This window comes from Caballeronia sp. SBC1 (genome assembly GCF_011493005.1).
GTDB lineage: Bacteria > Pseudomonadota > Gammaproteobacteria > Burkholderiales > Burkholderiaceae > Caballeronia.
The window spans coordinates 664,733-681,557 of record NZ_CP049158.1; the positions used below are offsets into that span (position 1 = coordinate 664,733).

Below are 16,825 nucleotides of genomic sequence, written 5' to 3' on the forward strand. Positions count from 1 at the left end.
ATCTGGGTGCCGGCGGTCGATTATCTGACAATAGGCCGTTTATATCGGATCCAGGTATTGCCAAAGGACCAAAAGGAGCAGTTATGGGCTCCGGATGGAGGCCCCCCAGAGGGTTGTACCGCGGATGGCGATCCCGAATTAACCAGGGTCGGCGTTCTGCCCATGGCCGATCTCGCGGTCGGCGCTCTTATTGGACGCATTGGTGGCAGCACGGCCGATGGTGCGGGAGACCAGGATCGAACCTTCTTGTTTTCGGTCGGACGCTACTGCGTCATTCAGGCACCCGAGATGCCGAAGGTCGGAGCGCTGTATCTTGCTGTGAACGATACCCGTTCGAACAGTATGCTATTAAGGGGCTCACTGAAAGTGACGGTCGAGACGGCATTTTGAGTCATCAATAAGCAAACCGATTCAGGCAAAAAAAGCCAGACGAATGGTTGCGGGTTATCCATTTTTGACGTTTTGGGCTTCAGTTTCGCATAGTGTCTCACTGACAGAACCGTGGTTCTATAGTATTTCCGTGCCTCACCGCTTATTGACGCGACGGCGCGGGCTCCTTTGTCCACACGGGAAAAAACCAGGACGAACTGCTTAGGGTTACTTAAGAATGCGCGAGGCCGAACATTAGAAAGCACAGGCGGACAGCCGGGAGTTCGTGGTATTTTCCTGTCTATATTCCATTGTCGACTCAAGGAGAATGCCAATGACCGCCTTCGCCGCCGTTGCCGCCATTCTGGCCGCGTTATTAATGGGGGCGATGAGCCCGGGTCCCAGCTTTGTGCTGGTCGCGCGCAACGCGATCGGCTTGTCTCGTGCGGATGGATTGGTGACCGCACTTGGCATGGGGGTGGGCGGCGTTTTCTTTAGCGGCGTCGCGCTTGCGGGGCTTTATACGGTGCTGTCTGCTGTTGAATGGCTCTATGTCGCCTTGAAAGTGGCTGGTGGGCTTTACCTGATCTACATCGCCTCGAAGATCTGGCGTGGAGCGTCCAGTCCGCTGGTCGTGGACGACGGGCACGACGCGCAAAACCATAACCTGCGCAAATCGTTCTGGATCGGTCTCACGACGCAACTCAGCAACCCGAAGACGGCCATCTGGTACGGCAGTATCTTCGCCGCCTTGTTGCCGCAACATCCGCCGCTCTGGTGTTACCTCATCCTGCCGCCCATGATCTTCACGATCGAAGCAGGGTGGTACACCGTCGTTGCCTTGTGTTTCTCCAGTCGCCGTCCGCGCGAGCTTTACCTGCGCGCCAAGAAATGGATCGATCGTGTTGCAGCAGGCGCCATTACAGCGCTGGGCCTTCGGTTGATCCTCACCGCACATAAAGCCGGTATCTGACGGCGATGCAACAGCCGCTGGCGGCCCTGTCTTAATCGAGTGAGGCCAGTGGCTGATCATCCACTGGCCGGTCCGCGGCTGTAGGCGGCGAGCGGTGATCGCGTTGAGCAAGGGCCAAGACCTTGATGCGGTATAGACAGGAGCCGGCGACTCATTTTTCCAAGCACCCGCTTCTACCGATAGCCCTCAAAATTCAGGGTTAACCAAAATATAGCCGACTTGTCGGCTGGATTATCGCAATACCTCTCGTCTCCCTCTGGGCGTGCCACTGCCCGCCGCTCGAAATGTCTTCTCTCATCCGGACCCAAAAAAACCTCTTGTATATACCGATTTTGTTGTCCTAGACTCAAGGCTATTCTCTTGTATAGACAAGACGAAAGCCAAAGACAAAAGGACGACCGATGATCAAGCTCACCCCCGGCAAACTTACACTGCCCCAACTGCGCCGCATTGCGCGGGAACGCGTCCAGCTGACACTGGATCCGGCAAGCCATGCAGCCATCGACGCCTGCGCTAAAGCGGTGGAAGACATCGCTGCGAAAGGTCTGCCGGCATACGGCATTAACACGGGTTTTGGGCGGCTGGCGAACACGCACATTCCCGCCGACCAGCTTGAACTCCTGCAACGCAATCTCGTGTTGTCCCATGCGGTGGGAGTCGGTGAGCCCATGTCGCCGCCTGTCGTTCGCCTGCTAATGGCCCTAAAACTATCTAGCCTTGGGCGTGGCCACTCGGGAATCAGGCGCGTTGTGATGGACGCCATGATCACGTTGTTCAACGCGGATATCCTGCCGGTCATTCCGGTGAAGGGTTCTGTTGGTGCATCGGGCGACCTCGCGCCGCTCGCGCATATGTCGGGCGTGTTGCTGGGTATTGGGGAGGTGTTTATCGAAGGCAAGCAGGCTCCTGCACTTCATGGACTGAAAGCAGCCGGTCTGGAGCCACTCACTCTGCAGGCTAAAGAAGGACTCGCGCTGCTTAACGGCACGCAGGCTTCCACGGCGCTCGCGTTGTACAACATGTTCGCGATCGAAGACCTGTTCCGCACGGGGCTGGTGTCGGGCGCGCTCTCGGTGGATGCCGCTGAAGGGTCCGTGAAGCCCTTCGATGCCCGCATCCACGCGCTGCGCGGTCACGCCGGACAGAGCGATGCGGCTGCCGCGTATCGCACCTTGCTGGAAGGCTCCGGCATCAACATTTCGCACGCAGGTTGCGACAAGGTTCAGGACCCGTACAGCCTGCGTTGCCAGCCGCAAGTCATGGGCGCGTGCCTGGACCAGATGCGCCATGCAGCCGAGGTCTTGCTGATCGAAGCGAATGCTGTATCGGATAATCCGCTGATCTTCCCGGACACGGGCGAAGTGCTATCAGGCGGCAATTTCCACGCAGAACCCGTTGCGTTCGCCGCCGATAACCTCGCTATTGCCGCTGCGGAGATTGGTGCGTTGGCGGAGCGCCGGATCGCGTTGCTGATCGACGCAACGCTCTCCGGTTTGCCACCGTTTCTCGTTCGCGATGGCGGTGTAAATTCGGGCTTCATGATCGCTCATGTGACTGCAGCGGCGCTGGCATCGGAGAACAAGACCTATGCGCATCCGGCATCGGTTGACTCATTGCCGACATCGGCGAATCAGGAAGATCACGTCTCCATGGCGACGTTCGCCGCCCGTAAGCTTGGGCATATTGCGGAGAACGTAGCGCATATTCTCGCTATCGAATTGCTGGCGGCGGCGCAAGGCGTGGACCTGCGCGCGCCGCATCAAACCAGTCCGCGCCTGCAGCCGGTCATGCAATCGATTCGCGCGGATGTTGAACATTACGCGCTCGATCATTACTTCGCACCGGACATAGTGGCAGTGGCGAAGCAGGTAACGAGCGGAGCGATTGCTGCATTTTGTCCGCTGCATTTCGCATCGGAGGGGGTGGCTTAACCTTAAACGCTTAAACGCGTGCGACAGCAGCGGCGATCAACTTTGCCGCTGCATGTTGTCTGCGCTGAACCTGCATCCCAGCCGATACCGCGTGCCCGGATGCACGAAGCGCGCGAACGTCACCGCCACGTTGTTCGCCCAGGTCCGCCGTACGAGCGTGAGGCACGGCTGATCCGGGCCGATCTCAAGCAGTTTTGCATCCGCACGTGAGGGCAGCACCGCGTCAACCACGTGCTCGACCTCGTGCGCCGGCACCGTATTGAACAGATACTCCGAGGGCCGCACCGTCGCGAAATCCTGCTCTAGAAAATGCGGCGCGACATCGGGATTCACATAACGATCTTCAAGTTGAACCGGCACGCCGTTCTCGCGGTGCACGCACACCACATGGAATACCGACGCGCCCGGCGCGAGTCCAAGTGCTGCTGATACATCACTGGCCGCCGCCTCGCGTGCGGCGTGCACGATTGCATAACCGTACTCGTGCCCGCGCGCGCGAATTTCATCGCCTATATGCGCGATCATCAGCAGCGTTGACTGCGGTTTTTCTTCCGCGATAAATGTCCCCACGCCCGAGAAGCGCGTCAGCACGCCTTGCTCCGTGAGTTCGCGCAGCGCGCGGTTGATCGTCATGCGCGACACGCCAAGCTCGCCGACGAGAGTCATCTCCGATGGAATCCGGTCGCCTGGCCGCCATTCGCCGGAGAGAATGCGTGTGCGGATATGTTCCTTCACACGCTCGTAGCGTGCGAGCGGCGCGGTGGTGGATGCCGTGTTCGAAAGGCTGGTTGTATTCATGTCTCGCTCAGGTATAGCTTAGGTATGGCTCAGTTTTCGCTCATGTTCCGTGATATCCCGCTGGTTCGGTCGCCACCGGGACCGCGCTGGCTTTGGGTTCCTCACGTCGCGCCCAGAACGCATTCCGGTCGAGATAGTTCTGCAGAAACTGTTTAAGTCTTGGCTGCTGAGCGTCGTGAAACACGTCCTCGGGCGATCCTCGCGCCTCAATTTTGCCATGATCGATGAAGACGACTGTATCCGCGACCTGCGCGGCGAAGCCCATTTCATGCGTGACGATCACCATCGTCATGCCGTCGTTCGCGAGGTTCTTCATCACTTGTAGCACTTCACCAACCAGCTCGGGATCGAGTGCGGAAGTGGGTTCGTCGAACAGCATGATGTGCGGCTCCATGGCTAGAGCGCGCGCAATGGCCACGCGTTGCTGTTGGCCCCCAGAGAGCCGCGCCGGATGATTCTCCGCGCGGTCGGCGAGGCCGACCTTGTCGAGCATGGCGAGCGCCCGCTTGCGAGCCTCGGCCTTGGGAAGCTTGCGCACGCGCACCAGCGCCTCGGCCACGTTTTCAACGGCCGTCATGTGCGGCCACAGGTTGAACTGCTGGAACACCATGCCCACGTTGCGCCGCACGCGGTTGATCTCGGCTTGCGGCGCCCGTACGCGCCGGCCGTTGCGATCGGTGACATACCCGATCAATTCGCCTTCGATATAGATCTCGCCTTCGCTGTATTCCTCGAGGAACGCAAGCGAGCGCAGCAAGGTGCTTTTCCCCGAACCCGACGGTCCGATGATGCAGGTCACCTCCGACTTTCGCACGGCTAGCGAGACGTCATCGAGCACTTTCAGCGCGCCGAAATGCTTGCCGACATGCCGGGCATCGACAAGATATTCGGTGGGTGAAAGCGTGTTGCCAGCATTCGGTTTCTTCATGACGCTTTCCTCATTATCCAGCGCTCAGGTTGATTGGAACCAACGCGCGTTCACCGCGTGAGGAAGCGGCCTACGCGGATCTCGACCCACTGTCCGGCTCGCGACGCCACTTCCACGAGCACGAGATAACACACGCACAGCGCGAGCAAGGTTTCGACGAACGCAAACCGCTCCGAGCCGATACCGGTCAGCACGAACGTCAGCTCCGGCACGGTGACGACCGACAGCACCGCGGTTTCCTTGCTCAGCACAATGATCAGGTTGGTCAGCGCCGGCACGATGATGACGAGCATCTGCGGCAACTGTACTCGCATGATGACTTGCAGCCGCGTGAAGCCAAGGCATTCCGCGGCTTCTATGTGGCCGCGTGGCACTGATGTAAAACCAGAGCGGAATGCCTCGGCAAAATACGCGCTGCCATAAAGCCCCAGTCCGACAATGCCGGCCGTCAGCGGTTCAAGCGAAAGCCCAAGCGAAGGGCCACCGTAATACAGCACGAAAAGCTGCACGAGAAACGGCGTTCCCCGGAACACCTCTATGTAAGCGCGCAAGAATCCGCGTACCCATTTGCCGCAGAAAATTTGCAGCAGGGCGATGGCGAAACCGATCGCCATGCCGATCAACACGCCGCCCATCCACACACCAATGGTCGTCGCAAACCCTTCGGCGAGGGCGGGCAGGGAGTCGGTAAGAACCGTGGGGTCGAATTGAATGGCCATGAGGTTGCCTGCTTATGCCCGTTCCATGCGGCGTTCTGCGCGATGCCCGGCCAGCGACAACGCCCCGTTGATGACCAGGTACACCAGCCCGGCGGCAACATACGCCTCCAACGGCCGATACGTGCTGGCGGCAATGTTCTGCGCCGTGCGTGTGATATCGGCAACACCAACCACTGAGATCAGCGACGACGCTTTCACCAGCATCACCATCTCATTGACTAGCGAGGGCATTGTTGTGCGCAGCGCCTGAGGCACCTGGATGCGCAACACGGCATGCAGCCGCGATAGACCAAGCAACTGTGCCGCTTCGAGCTGTCCATGCGGAATGCCAATAAATCCGCCCCGCAGGATCTCGGCGAGATAGGCGGCTTCACACAGCGAAACAGCGGCAGCGGCGGCCACGAGCGGCGGCACGTTGATGCCGATGAAGGGCAGGAAATAGTAGGTCAGCAGAAGCTGCACAAGCAACGGCACACCGCGAAAGAAGCCGACATATGCGCCGCCCAGCTTCGAAACGAAGGGGTTCTTCGAGAGCCGGGCGCTGCAGACGGCGATCGCAACAATGAAGCCGACCACCAGGCCCACGAGCGAAATCAGGACCGTGGCTTGCGCGGCCTTGATCAGATAGGGAAGGGCATCGAGCAACGCGTGAAGGCTGAACATGGGCTGTCCGGCAAGGAGCAAGGCGCTAAAGCGCCTTGCGGGGCATCAATGGTTCAATAGTTGGGCGACGGCATGGTGGTGGGCGTGTCCATGGTTACGCCGAACCACTTTTTCTGCAGCGCCGCGAGACGGCCATCGTTGTGCATCTTGACGATTGCCTGATCGATCGCGTCAATAAGCGGCTTGCTGTCCGCGTCCTTGCGGCCGAGATAACCGAAGTACACCTTCGTGCCGAACGGCGGTTGAACGACCGCGAAGGTATCTGGACGCTGGCGTGCTACATACGCGATGTTCGGCAGCGAGTTGCCCACAGCAACAATCCGCCCGGCGGCAAGGTCCGCATAGGCCTGGTTGTTGTCAATGTATTCACGCACGCTCGTCTTGCCCGGCAGCGTGGCAACGTACTGCTTCAACTGATCGAGCTGCGCCGAACCCTTGCCGCCGCCAACTGCTTTGCCGGCGACGTCGGCGTTCGTCTTGATGCTGGTGTCGTTGGCACGTTTGAGCAACGCAACCGTGCCGTCGGCAATAGGAAGGGTGAACTCATAGCGTTCCATGCGAGCCTTGGTGATGGTCACTGGACCGCTGACAATATCGAACTTGCCGGCTTCCAGGCCCGGCAGCACGCTCGGCCAAGGCAGGTCAATGGAGCGCACCTTCACACCCAGATCTTTCGACAGCTCGGCGAAAAAGTCTTTATTAAAGCCTTGTTGCTGACCGTTTTCCAGGAAGTCGAACGGTGCGAACTGCATCTCGGTTCCGACCACCAGTTCGCCAGCCTTCTTGACCTTCGCCAACTGGTCTTCCGCGTGGGCCGAAACCGCTGTCGCGACCAGCGCGGCCACGAGCAGACGACCCTTCCACTTCGAGAAAAAATTCATTGTTGAACTCCCCTGGTTAAAAGTGCACCCGGCTTGGGCAAAGGTGCGAACCGGTGCGCCGACCTGCGTATGGTGCGATTCAGTATATACCGTCAATTTACGTTGCCAAGCGTGTCAAAAATACTTCGCACCACGAGATTTAAAGGCTGACGGACTTCGCGAAAACGCAGGGTTGCGCTCGGCTAATTGGCGGTATATACAGACACTTGATCTGGATTCCCGCAGGTGTTCATGGCTTATCCGCAGATGCTTGCGGCTGGGTCGAGGCAACGGAACGTCAGTCATGACGAGTCCCATGCAGGCATTGCATGGTGGCGCGCAGTGAAACCATTTTTGGGTCGACCGGGCGTCTAGTGCCGGTCCGGCATGATGCCCGTCGGAAACGTGCAGAGGCTCGTTCGGGCCGCACGGTATAGACGGCGATGAAACTTCGGAGCAACCTGGATGACCTCGACTTCTCACATCCCCGTCGTCGATCTGGCGGCCGTTCGTGTGTTGGATCCCGCCGGCTTGCGCGAAGCTGCCGCCGCGATCCGCGACGCCTGCACGAGCATAGGGTTCTTCTACATCAGCAATCATGGTGTGCCGACCGATGTGCTCGAAGGCGCGGTGAAAGCGGCGCGCGAATTCTTCGCTTATCCGGTAGAGGTGAAGCGGCGTGTTGCGGTGAATCATCGGCATCGCGGCTTTAATGCGCTAGGCGATGCCGTCATGTATCAGGCCACCAAGCCCGACTACAAGGAATTTTTCAGCATCGGCCTGGAGTTGCCGGAAGACGATCCGAGCGTGCTTGCTGGCGAAGCACTGCGCGGCCCGAACAATTGGCCCGACTTCATGCCGTCGCTGCAACCGGCACTTTATACGTATTACGAAGCGATCGGCGCATGCGGCGCGGATTTGTTGCGCGCGGTGGCGGTGAGCCTGGATATCGACGAAATGTTTTTCGTCAGCAAATACACGAAGCGCATGCAGCGCACACAGATGGTCTATTACCCGCCGCAAGCGCCCAAGTCGGACGCAGATCAGTTCGGTGTGGCGCCGCATACGGACTACGGGTGCATCACGTTGCTATGGCAGGATAACGTGGGCGGTTTGCAGGTGAAGGAGCTTGCAACCGATAGCTGGATTGACGCGCCGCCCATTCCGGGAACGCTGGTGGTGAACGTGGGTGACCTGCTGGCACGCTGGTCGAATGATCGTTTTCGTTCGACGCTGCATCGCGTGATCAATCGCTCCGGCCAAGAACGGTATTCGATCGCGACCTTCTACGATCCGACTTATGGCGCAAGCGTGGACCCGCGCGATCTGGGTCTTGAGGGCGTGCAGCCATTGTATGAACCGGTGGCTGCGGGCGACTACATCCTGGGGAGGATCAACGATTCCATGGGTTATAGAAAGAAGCGCGCGAATGGCTGAGCAAACAATGAAAGTAATAGTACAAACGTTGATTGATGCGCTTGGCGCAGGGTCCGTGCGGTTCGGTGATGCCATCGAACCGCGTTATCTCGGCGACTGGAGTGGCCGCTCGCCGGTGCCACCGTTAGCGGTCGTCCTGCCGCGTTCAACCGACGAAGTCGCAACCGTTCTGCGCTTGTGCAACGAGGCACGTCAGAGCGTTGTCCCGCAGGGTGGCATGACTGGACTCGCGGGCGGTGCCATTCCTTCCGGCGCCGATATCTGCCTGTCGCTCGAACGGCTGGTGGGCATCGAAGAGGTTGATCGTGCGGCCGCGACCATGACGGTGCTGGCCGGCACGACATTGCAAACCGTGCAGGACGCCGCGCAGGAAGCGGGTTTTGAATTTGCGCTGGATCTTGGTGCGCGGGGCTCGTGTCAGATCGGCGGCAACCTTGCTACGAACGCGGGCGGCGTGCGCGTACTGCAGTCCGGCACGGCCCGCGACCAGGTGCTCGGACTCGAAGCCGTGCTCGCCGACGGCAGCGTGCTCAGTTCGATGAACAAGATGGTCAAGAACAATACGGGGTACGACCTGCGCAACCTGTTCATCGGTTCGGAGGGAACGCTCGGGGTGATCACGCGCGCGGTATTGCGTTTGAAACCACGCCGCGCCGCGCGCAATACAGCGTTGTGTGCGCTGAATGATTACGACGGTGCGGTCGCGTTGCTGCGCTCGTTGCAAGCGACTTTCGGCGATGAAATCGGCGCGTTCGAAATCATGTGGCCGGAGTTCTACGACTTTGGTGTCGCGCTGACAAGCTCGCGGCAATCGCCGCTTGGCCAGCCGTATCCACTCTATGCATTGATCGAACAGGCTGGCTTCTCCGACGATCACGGCGAACGTTTTGCCGCGGCGCTTAACGCACAGCTTGAAGCGGGCGTCGTGATTGATGCGGTTGTCGCACAGTCGCAAGCGGAGACTCAGGCGTTGTGGGCGATTCGCGAGGCGACGGCTGAGTTGCCGGTGAAGATCGAGCCGATCAATTTCGATGTGAGCTTGCCCATTGGCGAGATCGGTCATTTCGTCGATGCCTGCCGCAAGGACTTCGCTGCACGCTGGCCGACGCACTACGGCTTGTACTTCGGCCATATCGGTGACTCGAACCTGCATGTCACGCTTGATGCACGTTCGATTCCCGGCGTGACGGTAGAAGAGGTCGACCATGCGCTATATGGCATGGTTCGCGACTATAGCGGGTCTATATCGGCGGAACACGGCATTGGTGTGCTCAAGCGGCCATTCCTGGGCTACTCGCGCAGTCCCGCCGAGCTTGCTTGCATGCAGGCGATCAAGCACGCCCTCGATCCGCACGGCATTCTCAATCCCGGCAAGGTGCTGCCTGCCGCGGGCGATCAAGACGCTCGAAACCAACAAGGAACTCAATGAGCGTGACTGCTTTTATAGAAAGCCTCCGTGCAGAAGTGCGCGGCCTGCCTGCATACAACGCGGGGTTATCGGGGGAATTTGTGCGGGCACGTTATGGCGTCTCGCATGTCGCGAAGCTCGGCAGCAATGAAAATCCACGTGGCGCAAGCGCGGCCGTGCTTGCGCATCTTGCCCAGTCCACCACGGCCGGCACGCTCGCGCTTTATCCCGATCCTTCATGCAGCGCGTTGCGCGCGCTGATTACTGAACGGCTCGCAGTTGATCAGGAGCAATTGCTGTTCGGTAATGGATCCGAGGACTTGCTTGCCATTGCAGCCCACACGTTCCTTGCGCCCGGTGACGAAGTGATTACCGTGATCCCGTCGTTCGGCTTGCACATCATCTATCCCCAGAGTGTTGGCGCGAAGGTGTTCACCGTGCCGATGCGTGCGGACTTCGAATTCGATGTCGATGCGCTGATTGCCGCCATTTCGCCGCGTACGCGTATGTTGATTATTAGTAATCCTAGTAATCCGGTTGGATGCGCGATGGACGCCGCTGAAATGCGTCGGCTATTGAGCGCGGTGTCGCCGGAGACGCTGGTGCTGTGGGACGAGGCCTATTTCGAATACGCGTCCAATGAAGACGGTTACCCGGACAGTCTTGCTGTGCTGTGTGAATCAGGTTTGCCGTGGCTCTTGCTGCGCACTTTTTCGAAGGCTTATGGATTGGCGGCGTTGCGGGTGGGATACGGCGTGGCGTCGGCGCCGGAACTCGCCGGGCTGATGAACCGCGTGCGTACGCCATTCAATATCAACCAGATCGCGCAGCAGGCTGCGACGGTGGCGTTTGGCGATCAGGCGCATGTTGCGGCTAGTGTTGCGGATGCTCGCTCCGGTCGTGAATGGATGAGCGCTGCGTTGATCGGGCTGGGTGTGAATCCGGCGCGTTCGCGCGCGAATTTCCTGTTCTTTGATTGCGGAGAGGACGCGGCCAAACTCGCTGGGAAGATGCTGGAGGATGGGGTGATTGTGAAGCCGTGGCGCGAGCCAGGTTATGAAACCTGCATGCGAGTGAGCGTTGGCAGCACCACGGATAACGCTTTGTTTATCGACTCGTTCGAGCGGCGGCGGAGCAAGTGATTCGCTTGGCACCGGTAGAACCTCACTCCGTTCACCGGCGCCAAGCGACAACCTACTCCACGTTCTCCTCCAACCGCGCTTCTAGCCCGACAATTTTCTCCCGCCGTTCCTTTGACAGATTGCCTACTGGCGGCCCGGCAAAACTCTTGCGCACGCCTGCGCCGTACCAGATCAGCATCAGCACCGCGAGCAAACCGACAATCACATAAATCACTTTTTCATTCGGCGGCTGGATGCCGACGTAAGCCAGAATCAACGCACCGATAACCGCCGCGACAGCAAAAGGCTTCGACCACATTCCCAACTGGAAGGGTCCTTTCTCGGTCCACGTCTTGCCTTCGGCGAAGATTCCGGCGGCTACCGGCATGGCGTACGAGATGAACAGAAACACCGCGCTGCCTGCGCTCAACACCGAGAAGGCATCGCCATATAACGTGATGACAATGGCCAGCACCGCCGATACCCAGATCGCAATGCCCGGCGTCCGGTGCGCATTGACCTTGCGCAGGAACTTCGACCCAGGCAGGCCACCGTCACGTGCGAACGCAAACATCATTCGCGATGTCGATGTCACCGCGGCGAGTCCGCACACGTAGTTGATAAAAAACAGCAGCAACTCGATCACAATCCGCAGCGGTCCTGGAATCGGCGCGAGGATTGCTTCAAAGAATCCGGTGCCCTGCTTGATCGCCGCGCCAATGTCCGGCATTACGAGCACGAACGAGCAGACCAGCACATACCCGAACAAGGTCGACCACAGCACGGACTTGACGATCCCACGCGGCACGTTGCGCGCTGCATCGTGCGTTTCCTCGGACGTGTGCGCGGAAGCATCGAAACCGGTGATCGTATAGGCGGTCAGCAGCAGCCCCGAGAGGAACGCCATCGCCATGGTTTGCGCGGGCCATTGTCCGCCGTCCACGCCGGTGAAATTCTTGAAGGTGACGAGCCGCGAAAAATCCACCTTGACTGGGGAATAGATCACTAGCGAAGCAACCAGGATCACCGTCACGACAAAGATCAGATAGCCCGACACATCGGTGATCTTGCTTGCTATGCGGATACCACGGTGATTCAGGAAAGCCTGTGACGCGGTGATCAACGTCAGAAATATGGTCTGATCCCACCAGCCGAGCGACTCGGGCTTGACGCCGAACAACGGTGCGATGAGGGTGCGAAAGAACGGGTCCCATGTACCGAAGTTGATGGCGGCAACCACGAACACGAGTCCCAGCAGATTGAACCACGCGGTGAGCCAGCCCCAGGTCTTGCCGCCCAGGATCGAGCTCCAGTGATACAGGCCACCGGCCGTCGGATAAGACGAGGCGATCTGCGCCATCGCGGCCGCGACCACCAGCGCGAAGACGGAGCCGAGCGGCCAGCCCAGTCCGATCGATGCACCGCCGGCCGCGCTGAGTCCGAGCTGGAACGAGGTGATTCCGCCGGACAGGATGCAGATGAGCGAGAACGATACGGCGAAGTTGGAGAACGCACCCATGCGGCGGGAGAGCTCTTGCGCATACCCCATTTTGTGCAGCAATGAAACGTCGCTATCCGCGCTCTCTGGCGGCGGAACTGCCGTATTGATGTCCATGATGGTCGATCCTTATGGCTGAAGCTGCTGGGTAGGCGTTGGTCGGAGCCACGAACTCACGCGGCGGTAATCACGCAGCGGTAAAGCAGTTATCTACATAGAGATGCGCGCCGTTGATGAAACTGGCGTCGTCGCTGGCGAGGAAAAGCGCCGCCTTGGCTACTTCCTCGGGCGCACAAAGACGGCCCTGCTGAAGCGAGAGCGCCGCCTCGCTCGCGTCGAAACCGTATTGCGCCAGCGCGGCGATTTCACGCTGCCCGTGCGGGGTATCGATGAACCCCGGGCACACCGCATTGCAGCGAATTCCACGTTCGCGATACTCCACGGCAATCGCCCGCGCGAACATCGCGCAAGCGCCCTTGGTCGTGCAATACAGCACCTCGAGCGGCGTGGCCGCCGTCGACGAGATCGACGCCGTGCAGACAATCGATCCGCCGCCGGCCCCAAGCATATGCGGCAGCACGGCGCGGGTCATCGTGAACATGCTCTTGACGTTCACATCCATGAGCCACTGGTAGTCTTCGTCGGTGGTATCGAGGAACGGTTTGACGACGATGCTGCCCGCGTGATTGAACAGCACGTCGATCGTGCCGAAGCGCTCGGCGATCCGTGCCACGGCGGCTTCTACCTGATCGGTCTTCGCGACATCCGCCTTGAAGAACTGCGCCACGCCGCCGTTCTCGCGAATTTGCGCCACGACCTGCGTGCCGGCATCCGCGTTGATATCGACGACCGCGACCTGCGCGCCCTCCCTCGCGAACAGCACGGAGGCGGCGCCACCGCAGCCGGTGGCCCCGCCCGACACGATCGCAATCTTGCCCGCGAGTTTTCCGCCAACAGACTCGGATTTGCCCATTCCTGACCTCTCGTTGTTTATCCTTTATTTAGGCTAGGCGCGACACAATTTACGCACTATCCGAAATTGGCAATGCAACGGGATAGGCCCCAAAAAAATTGCAAATGACGTCATGAAGAGGTCAAAGGTCCATCGGGCAGGGTTTTCAGCGATGGGCGCGGCCACGCGCGGCGCTTACCGTGGCGCTCGGCGAGGGCCGGAAGGGGCAGAATGAGCGGCAGGGATTTTTGGTCGCTTTTTGGTCGTTTACACTTTTTTGACGCGTACCGTCCGCCAAGGAGTTTTTATGCAAACGGTCCAACCGGTGCGTCCGGCCGTCGATATCCATTGCTGCCGGAGCATTGACGAGCAGGCCCGGCTGCTCGAAAGCTGGAACCAGACCTACTGCCAGATCTCGCGGGGCGCTTTCGACGGCTCGGTCAGTTCCGTGCGCGCGGGCGCGGTGCGCATCCTGGTCGAGCGCATGAACCGGACGGTGTACCAGCGCGGTTGCGTCGATGGATCACGGATCGCCGTCGGCATTCCGTTCCAGCTCGAAGGCCACGCGTTGTTATGCGGACAGGTGAGTCATCTTGACGGGCTGCATGTCTTCTCCGGGCCCGGAGGGTTCGAGTTTTTATCGCCCGACAAACATGTGGTCGTGAATCTGGAGATAGCACCGCTGGAACTGTCCGACCCGCTGCTTCGCCTGGCGATGGATAACGTCCAGCAGGCGCTCGGCAATCAGCCCGGGGTGCTCAATGCCGACCCTGCCCGGTTGCAGGCGTTCAGGAGCATGCTGGCGCGGTTGCTGGACACGGTCACGTCCACACCCTCGACACTCGCCGACGCGAGCGTGTGCGCAAGCTTTGAACGGTCGGTGATCGTGGGGCTATCTGACTTGCTGCTCGATGTCGGCGACGCCGACACGCGTACCGGACCGTCACGCAACTGGAAATTGGTGGGCGCCGTGCGTGAGTTGGTGGAAGCGTCGGCGGATTGCCCGCTGTCAGTTGCAGACCTATGCTTGCGGCTGGGTGTCAGCCGGCGCACGGTTCAGTATGCATTCGATGAAATTCTCGGTACCAATCCGGCGTCGTACCTGCGTGCTGTCCGGCTCGATCGCGTTCGTAAGGACCTGCTGCATGCCGGTTCGGTCACCGACGCGGCGACCCGTTGGGGTTTCTGGCACTTCGGCCATTTCTCCAACGACTATCGCGAGCAGTTTGGTGAATTACCGTCGGAGACATTGCGGCGACTGCGTAACGGGGTGGGGCGCGCCTGAGTGGTTTAGCGCGTGTCCGGGTTGGCGTCCGGGCAGCGAAATACGCATAAGCCGCCGAGGATCGGCCTAAACTAAAAGGTCAAACCTCAACCAAGCGAGGAGACCATGCGCTCCCTCCTGCTCGCGCTCTCCCTCTCACTGGCGTGTTTCGCTCCTCATGCCGGCGCGCAACAGCCGCCGTTATACGAGCAATCCGGCGACTTCGTTGCCACCGGCTTCCACTTCGAAGACGGCTCTTCGCTGCCCCAGGTCAAGCTCCACTACGTCACGCTCGGCGTACCCCGCTGCGATGGCAACGGACACTTCACCAACGTTGTCTTGCTGCTGCACGGTACGACCGACACCGGCCGCGCGTTCCTCACGGCGGCCATGCACCAGGAACTGTTTGGTCCCGGCCAGCCGCTCGATGCCAGTCGTTATTTCATCATCATTCCGGATGGGCTTGGACGCGGCGGATCAAGCAAACCCAGCGACGGTCTGCGGGCGAAGTTCCCCGAGTACGGATACAACGACATCGTTCAGGCGCAGTACCTGCTCGTCACGAAAGGACTGGGCATCGACCATTTGCGCCTGGTGCTCGGTACGTCGATGGGCGGCATGCAGACGTGGCTATGGGGCGAACGCTATCCGGACATGATGGATGGTCTCATGCCGATCGCGAGCCAGCCGGTCGCGCTCACCGGACGCAACGGTTTCTGGCGGCAAATGATTATCGACTCTATCCGGCGGGACCCGGACTGGAACGACGGCAACTATTTGCGCCAGCCAATTCAATGGTTACGCGCCATGCCGGTTTTTACGCTGATCACAAAGAACCCCGCGCGCATGCAGGCGTTATCGCCTACGCCCGGTACTTCACGATGGTCCTATGACGCCGCCGTCTACAGCGGTCGCCAATACGACGCCAACGACGTGATGTACTGGTTCGAATCGTCGTGGGACTACAACCCGGAAGCGGCGCTTGGGGCAATCAAGGCACCGCTGTTCGCCCTCAATTTCTCCGACGACCTGCTGAACCCGACCGATCTCGGCATCATGCAGCGTCTTGTGCCGCGTGTACCGCATGGGCGCTTTGTCGAGATGCCGGAGAGCGAACACTCTTACGGGAACGAGACCATTGCGCATCCCGATGTCTGGAAAAACTATCTCGCGGAGTTTCTCCAGACCTTGCCGCCGCAGTCGCAATGAAGCCAATCGACTCTAGCCTCCCATCATCTTCGTTTCCTGCGGACCGATCCATTCGCGATCAAAGCGCCCCTCGGCAATGGAACGTAACGCAGCCGCTTCCTTGTCCGCTTGCCGCTTCGCCCCTTCGATGACCGCCGCCACGTCTGCGGGCGCTATTGCGAGGACGCCATCTTCATCGCCTACTACGATGTCGCCGGGCTGCACTACCATGCCGCCGACGGTGACCGTCACATTGACCTCGCCCGGACCGTTCTTATAAGGGCCGCGATGCGTGGCGCCACGTGCATAGACCGGGAAGTCGTGTTCGCGAATGGCGCCCACGTCACGGATTGCGCCGTCGATTACCAGACCCTGCACGCCGAGGCTTTCGGCGTAGGTCGCCATGATTTCGCCCATCAGCGCCTGCGTAACGTCACCGCCTCCGTCTATCACCAGCACGTCGCCGGGCCTGCAAAAATCGAATGCGCGATGAATGGCGAGGTTGTCGCCGGGGCGGGTGCGCACGGTCACGGCTGTTCCGGCCATGCGTCTGGGGCGGTGATACGGCACGAGTCCGACCGTCCCGCTGACACGCGCCATGTTGTCGCTGAGCAGCGAGACAGCGAGGCCGCGCAGTGTCTCCAGTGTGTCGGGGCTGGCTTGCGTGGCCGACGCATAACGGCGCCATCCGGGTGGATTCGTCACGATCATCTCCT

The 16,825-nt window shown here is 60.0% G+C and carries 16 protein-coding genes; 8 read left to right on the forward strand and 8 right to left on the reverse strand.

Annotation, left to right across the window (positions count from 1 at the left end):
• Nucleotides 1-162 precede the first annotated feature (162 nt).
• From SBC1_RS29900 to hutH, 3 genes are all read left to right on the forward strand, one after another.
• Nucleotides 163-390: a hypothetical protein gene (locus SBC1_RS29900; RefSeq protein ID WP_165103445.1), complete on the forward strand. Its 228-nt coding sequence runs from the start codon at nt 163-165 to the stop codon at nt 388-390.
• Nucleotides 391-703: 313 nt separating this feature from the next.
• On the forward strand, nt 704-1,342 hold the full coding sequence (locus SBC1_RS29905) for a LysE family translocator (RefSeq protein WP_165103447.1): 639 nt from the start codon (nt 704-706) through the stop codon (nt 1,340-1,342).
• 401 nt (nt 1,343-1,743) lie between these two features.
• Nucleotides 1,744-3,273, forward strand: a complete 1,530-nt coding sequence (gene hutH, locus SBC1_RS29910) for a histidine ammonia-lyase (protein ID WP_165103448.1) — start codon at nt 1,744-1,746, stop codon at nt 3,271-3,273.
• Between the two features lie 36 nt (nt 3,274-3,309).
• Here the strand turns inward: hutH and hutC are convergent, their stop codons facing one another.
• The 5 genes from hutC to SBC1_RS29935 are packed head-to-tail and all read right to left on the reverse strand — an operon-like array spanning nt 3,310 to nt 7,262.
• Nucleotides 3,310-4,071 carry a histidine utilization repressor gene (gene hutC / locus SBC1_RS29915; RefSeq protein ID WP_165103449.1) on the reverse strand — a complete coding sequence of 254 codons (762 nt, stop codon included), beginning with the start codon at nt 4,069-4,071 and terminating at the stop codon, nt 3,310-3,312.
• A 40-nt stretch (nt 4,072-4,111) separates the two neighbouring features.
• Entirely contained in the window at nt 4,112-4,999 is an 888-nt protein-coding gene (locus tag SBC1_RS29920; RefSeq protein WP_165103450.1) for an amino acid ABC transporter ATP-binding protein, read from the reverse strand.
• Nucleotides 5,000-5,049: 50 nt separating this feature from the next.
• Nucleotides 5,050-5,718, reverse strand: a complete 669-nt coding sequence (locus tag SBC1_RS29925; RefSeq protein ID WP_165103451.1) for an amino acid ABC transporter permease — start codon at nt 5,716-5,718, stop codon at nt 5,050-5,052.
• A gap of 12 nt (nt 5,719-5,730) precedes the next feature.
• On the reverse strand, nt 5,731-6,381 hold the full coding sequence (locus SBC1_RS29930; protein ID WP_165103452.1) for an amino acid ABC transporter permease: 651 nt from the start codon (nt 6,379-6,381) through the stop codon (nt 5,731-5,733).
• A gap of 53 nt (nt 6,382-6,434) precedes the next feature.
• Nucleotides 6,435-7,262 (reverse strand): transporter substrate-binding domain-containing protein, encoded by an 828-nt coding sequence (locus SBC1_RS29935; RefSeq protein WP_165103453.1) that lies wholly within the window; start codon nt 7,260-7,262, stop codon nt 6,435-6,437.
• Between the two features lie 444 nt (nt 7,263-7,706).
• On the opposite strand from SBC1_RS29935, the gene SBC1_RS29940 reads away from it, so the two are divergent.
• Genes SBC1_RS29940 through SBC1_RS29950 form a run of 3 tightly spaced genes read left to right on the forward strand, consistent with a single transcriptional unit; the run spans nt 7,707 to nt 11,228 of the window.
• Nucleotides 7,707-8,678 (forward strand): isopenicillin N synthase family oxygenase, encoded by a 972-nt coding sequence (locus tag SBC1_RS29940; RefSeq protein ID WP_165103454.1) that lies wholly within the window; start codon nt 7,707-7,709, stop codon nt 8,676-8,678.
• Between the two features lie 7 nt (nt 8,679-8,685).
• Nucleotides 8,686-10,107 carry an FAD-binding oxidoreductase gene (locus tag SBC1_RS29945; protein WP_241202367.1) on the forward strand — a complete coding sequence of 474 codons (1,422 nt, stop codon included), beginning with the start codon at nt 8,686-8,688 and terminating at the stop codon, nt 10,105-10,107.
• Nucleotides 10,104-11,228: an aminotransferase class I/II-fold pyridoxal phosphate-dependent enzyme gene (locus SBC1_RS29950; protein ID WP_165103460.1), complete on the forward strand. Its 1,125-nt coding sequence runs from the start codon at nt 10,104-10,106 to the stop codon at nt 11,226-11,228. Before SBC1_RS29945 ends, SBC1_RS29950 begins: the two co-directional genes overlap by 4 nt.
• A gap of 52 nt (nt 11,229-11,280) precedes the next feature.
• Here the strand turns inward: SBC1_RS29950 and SBC1_RS29955 are convergent, their stop codons facing one another.
• Both SBC1_RS29955 and SBC1_RS29960 read right to left on the reverse strand, forming a co-directional pair.
• Entirely contained in the window at nt 11,281-12,822 is a 1,542-nt protein-coding gene (locus tag SBC1_RS29955; protein WP_165103465.1) for an amino acid permease, read from the reverse strand.
• Nucleotides 12,823-12,892: 70 nt separating this feature from the next.
• Nucleotides 12,893-13,678, reverse strand: coding sequence for an SDR family NAD(P)-dependent oxidoreductase (locus SBC1_RS29960; RefSeq protein ID WP_165103468.1), 786 nt, complete (start codon nt 13,676-13,678; stop codon nt 12,893-12,895).
• A gap of 286 nt (nt 13,679-13,964) precedes the next feature.
• Here SBC1_RS29960 and SBC1_RS29965 point away from each other — a divergent pair, with 286 nt between their 5' ends.
• A complete protein-coding gene (locus SBC1_RS29965) occupies nt 13,965-14,942 on the forward strand; it encodes a helix-turn-helix domain-containing protein (RefSeq protein WP_165103471.1) in 978 nt (325 codons plus the stop codon).
• Between the two features lie 105 nt (nt 14,943-15,047).
• Nucleotides 15,048-16,130 carry an alpha/beta fold hydrolase gene (locus SBC1_RS29970; RefSeq protein ID WP_165103474.1) on the forward strand — a complete coding sequence of 361 codons (1,083 nt, stop codon included), beginning with the start codon at nt 15,048-15,050 and terminating at the stop codon, nt 16,128-16,130.
• Nucleotides 16,131-16,142: 12 nt separating this feature from the next.
• Here the strand turns inward: SBC1_RS29970 and SBC1_RS29975 are convergent, their stop codons facing one another.
• Nucleotides 16,143-16,814 carry an RraA family protein gene (locus tag SBC1_RS29975; RefSeq protein WP_241202368.1) on the reverse strand — a complete coding sequence of 224 codons (672 nt, stop codon included), beginning with the start codon at nt 16,812-16,814 and terminating at the stop codon, nt 16,143-16,145.
• Nucleotides 16,815-16,825 lie beyond the last annotated feature (11 nt).